The organism is bacterium (assembly GCA_040755795.1).
Classification (GTDB): Bacteria; UBA9089; CG2-30-40-21; order CG2-30-40-21; family SBAY01; genus JBFLXS01.
Map to the genome: position 1 here is coordinate 1 of JBFLXS010000480.1, position 2,757 is coordinate 2,757.

2 protein-coding genes are annotated in these 2,757 nt (G+C 36.3%); both read right to left on the reverse strand.

Annotation, left to right across the window (positions count from 1 at the left end; genetic code table 11):
* Positions 1–333: 333 nt before the first annotated feature.
* Positions 334–1,272 carry a GDP-mannose 4,6-dehydratase gene (locus tag AB1414_18615; GenBank protein MEW6609428.1) on the reverse strand — a complete coding sequence of 313 codons (939 nt, stop codon included), beginning with the start codon at positions 1,270–1,272 and terminating at the stop codon, positions 334–336.
* A gap of 85 nt (positions 1,273–1,357) precedes the next feature.
* Positions 1,358–2,554 (reverse strand): glycosyltransferase, encoded by a 1,197-nt coding sequence (locus AB1414_18620; protein ID MEW6609429.1) that lies wholly within the window; start codon positions 2,552–2,554, stop codon positions 1,358–1,360.
* Between the last annotated feature and the right edge of the window lie 203 nt (positions 2,555–2,757).

Sequence of the window (2,757 nt, forward strand, 5' to 3'; positions counted from 1 at the left end):
TCTTAATTAAAAACTCAAAATGCCTAAAACAAAAATAAGGTGTAGAGTTATAGAGATAAGTCGTAGAGTCTTTTCTTAAGTAAAAAAATAAAAAAAAGCTTGACACTTTACATAACAGACACGGAGACGCAGAGAAAAACACACCCCTAACCCCTCTCAAGAGGGGAATTTTTTATCCGAGAGACTTCAACAAATCTGGCTTGCCTGCTGAACATTCGGCAAGCAGGTCATAAGTATTTCAATGGCTGTATCAATAATCTTTTATGTGCTCTAATTTATTTCTATGTCTTCTCTGTTCCTCTGCGTCTCTGCGGTAAAGGACCATCTGAACACTTACCTCAACAGCCACTTAATTTCTTCTTTTAATCCTTCTCTCAGGTTAACCCGAGGATGATATTTTAAGATTTTTTGTGCCTTTGAAATATCCGCCCAGGTATGAAGAACATCACCATATTGAGTTTGAGCGTGTTGTGTCGTCCCAGATTTACCTAAAATTTCCTCAATTAAATTAATTACCTGGCTCAAGACAACACGGCTACCACCACCAATATTAAATACTTCGCCATTGACATCAATTCTGGATGCCTGAATAGTTGCTTCAACAATATCTGCCACAAAGGTAAAATCCCTTGTCTGATTGCCTGAGCCATAGACCTGGATTTCCTGATTTTGTAAGATAGCCGAAATAAATTTATGGAAAGCCATATCCGGTCTTTGCCTGGGTCCATAAACAGTAAAATAGCGTAAAGAAACCGTAGGCACACCAAAATTTTTAAAGTAAAGATAGCATAAGTGTTCTCCGGCTAATTTTGAGACACCATAAGGTGAAACTGGCTGAAGTCTTCCATCCTCACGCATCGGGAGAATATCTGTATCGCCATAAACAGAAGAAGAGGAAGCATAGACAAATTTCTTTAATTGGGACATATCTTTACTTGCCTCAAGTAAGACCTGAGTGGCTAAGATATTGTTTTGGGTATATATTTCAAAATTTTTGCCCCAACTGGCTCTAACACCTGCCTGCGCGGCTATATGAAAGATATATTCTATATCAGATAAAAGCGTAGATAAATCTACTTTTAAAATATCTGCCTCTAAAAACGAAAAATTCTTAGCCTTGAGTAAACCTTTTAAATTATCTTCCTTTGTTTTTCGAACATAGTAGTCAAGGAAGGCATCAATCCCTTTTACATAGTAGCCTTCTTTGATTAATCTCTCGGCTAAATGTGAACCAATAAATCCGGCACAGCCGGTAACTAATGCAGTCGTCATTTATTTTTCTCTCCTTTATTGTTGGTAAATGGTAACTGGTGAATGGTAATTAGTTACCAATTACCAGTTAACCGATTACCTACCTTTAATTTCGTGACGCCCTAATTCTTTCTTCAATCAATTTCGACATCTGGTTTATTCTAACCTCCCAGGTATTTTCTTTAGCAATTTCTATTCGTTTCTGGCGTCCTTTCAGGTCATTCTCTGACAATGCCTTTTCAATATTTTGAGCAAATGCCTCTTTATCCCTGGCGATATAACATATTTCCTTATATTCCTCTACAGCCGAAAGTTGTGTCAGAACAACTGGTTTTCCTGTAGCCAGATATTCAAAAAATTTCATCGGAAACATATTTTGGGTATATTCATTAATGAGATTGGGTAAAATACAAACATCAAATGGTTTAATATAGGCAGGTAAAATTTCATATCTTTTCCCACCCAGCATAAAAATATTTGGAATAGAGCCTAATTCTTTTACCCCCTTTTCATCTGCAGTTTCTACCACATTCCCAATTAAGACTATTGACCATTGCGGATGGGTTGTGGCGATATATTTAATAATCTCAAAGTCAAGTTTGTAAGAGATAATCGTGCCGATAAATCCAATAATTGGATGTTTAATTCTGGCTATATCCGCTGGGACTGGTAAATCTCCCAGAGCTGTCATAAAATGCGGCACATCAGCCACATTGGGCAGATAATAGGTATTTTGATTAAACACCTTCTTTTTTTCAAACAATAATCTGGATGTGGTAAAAATTAGGTTAGCCTTTTTAAGTAATTCTTCCTCCATTTCTATGATAGAATCAGGTATCCCTGGTGTCGCCGATAATTCATCGACACAATGATAAATCACTAACTTTTCATTTAATCGACCAATTAAAGAGTTCGCTGGAGGGGAGTATGTCCACAGGATTGGTTTTTTAAATCCTAACCTTGCCAGCAGTAATTTTAGTGTTAGCCAGAGGACTAAATGATTTATCTTTTGAACAATCTTAACCTTATGCAATGGTAAAATTATTGGTGAATAAACAAACAGGTTTTCGTTTATCTGGCGTGGTCCTTTGAACCAATCTTTTATCCGCTTTAATATTCGCAAGATGTCCTTTTTCTTAATCGTTGGCTGTCGTAATCCTAAAGACTCAATATACAGAATTTTATTCGTCTTTGATAGCCGGGACATAATGTGTTGTTTATTCGTCCAGGCAATGTTATCCCAATCCGCAGTTGAGATACAAAGGATATTTTCCCCATTGAGCATAACTAAATATATTACCACAAAAATCAGTAAAAGTCAAAATATTTTTTAGCTATCTGAAGTAATAACAACCCCTAACCCCCTAAAATTTAGCTAACACTTGATGTTCAAGTTTTTTAAAGGTATAAAGATTTAACCGCAAAGAGCGCAAAGGAAGATTTCGCAAAGGACGCAAAGGAAGGAAAATAAGGTGGTGAACAACCTATTGCTTTGTTAAGTTTGCT

Excerpts from the sequence above, each read along its gene's own strand:
- AB1414_18615 (MEW6609428.1), bottom strand. The coding sequence starts at position 1,272 with ATGACGACTGCATTAGTTACCGGCTGTGCCGGATTTATTGGTTCACAT.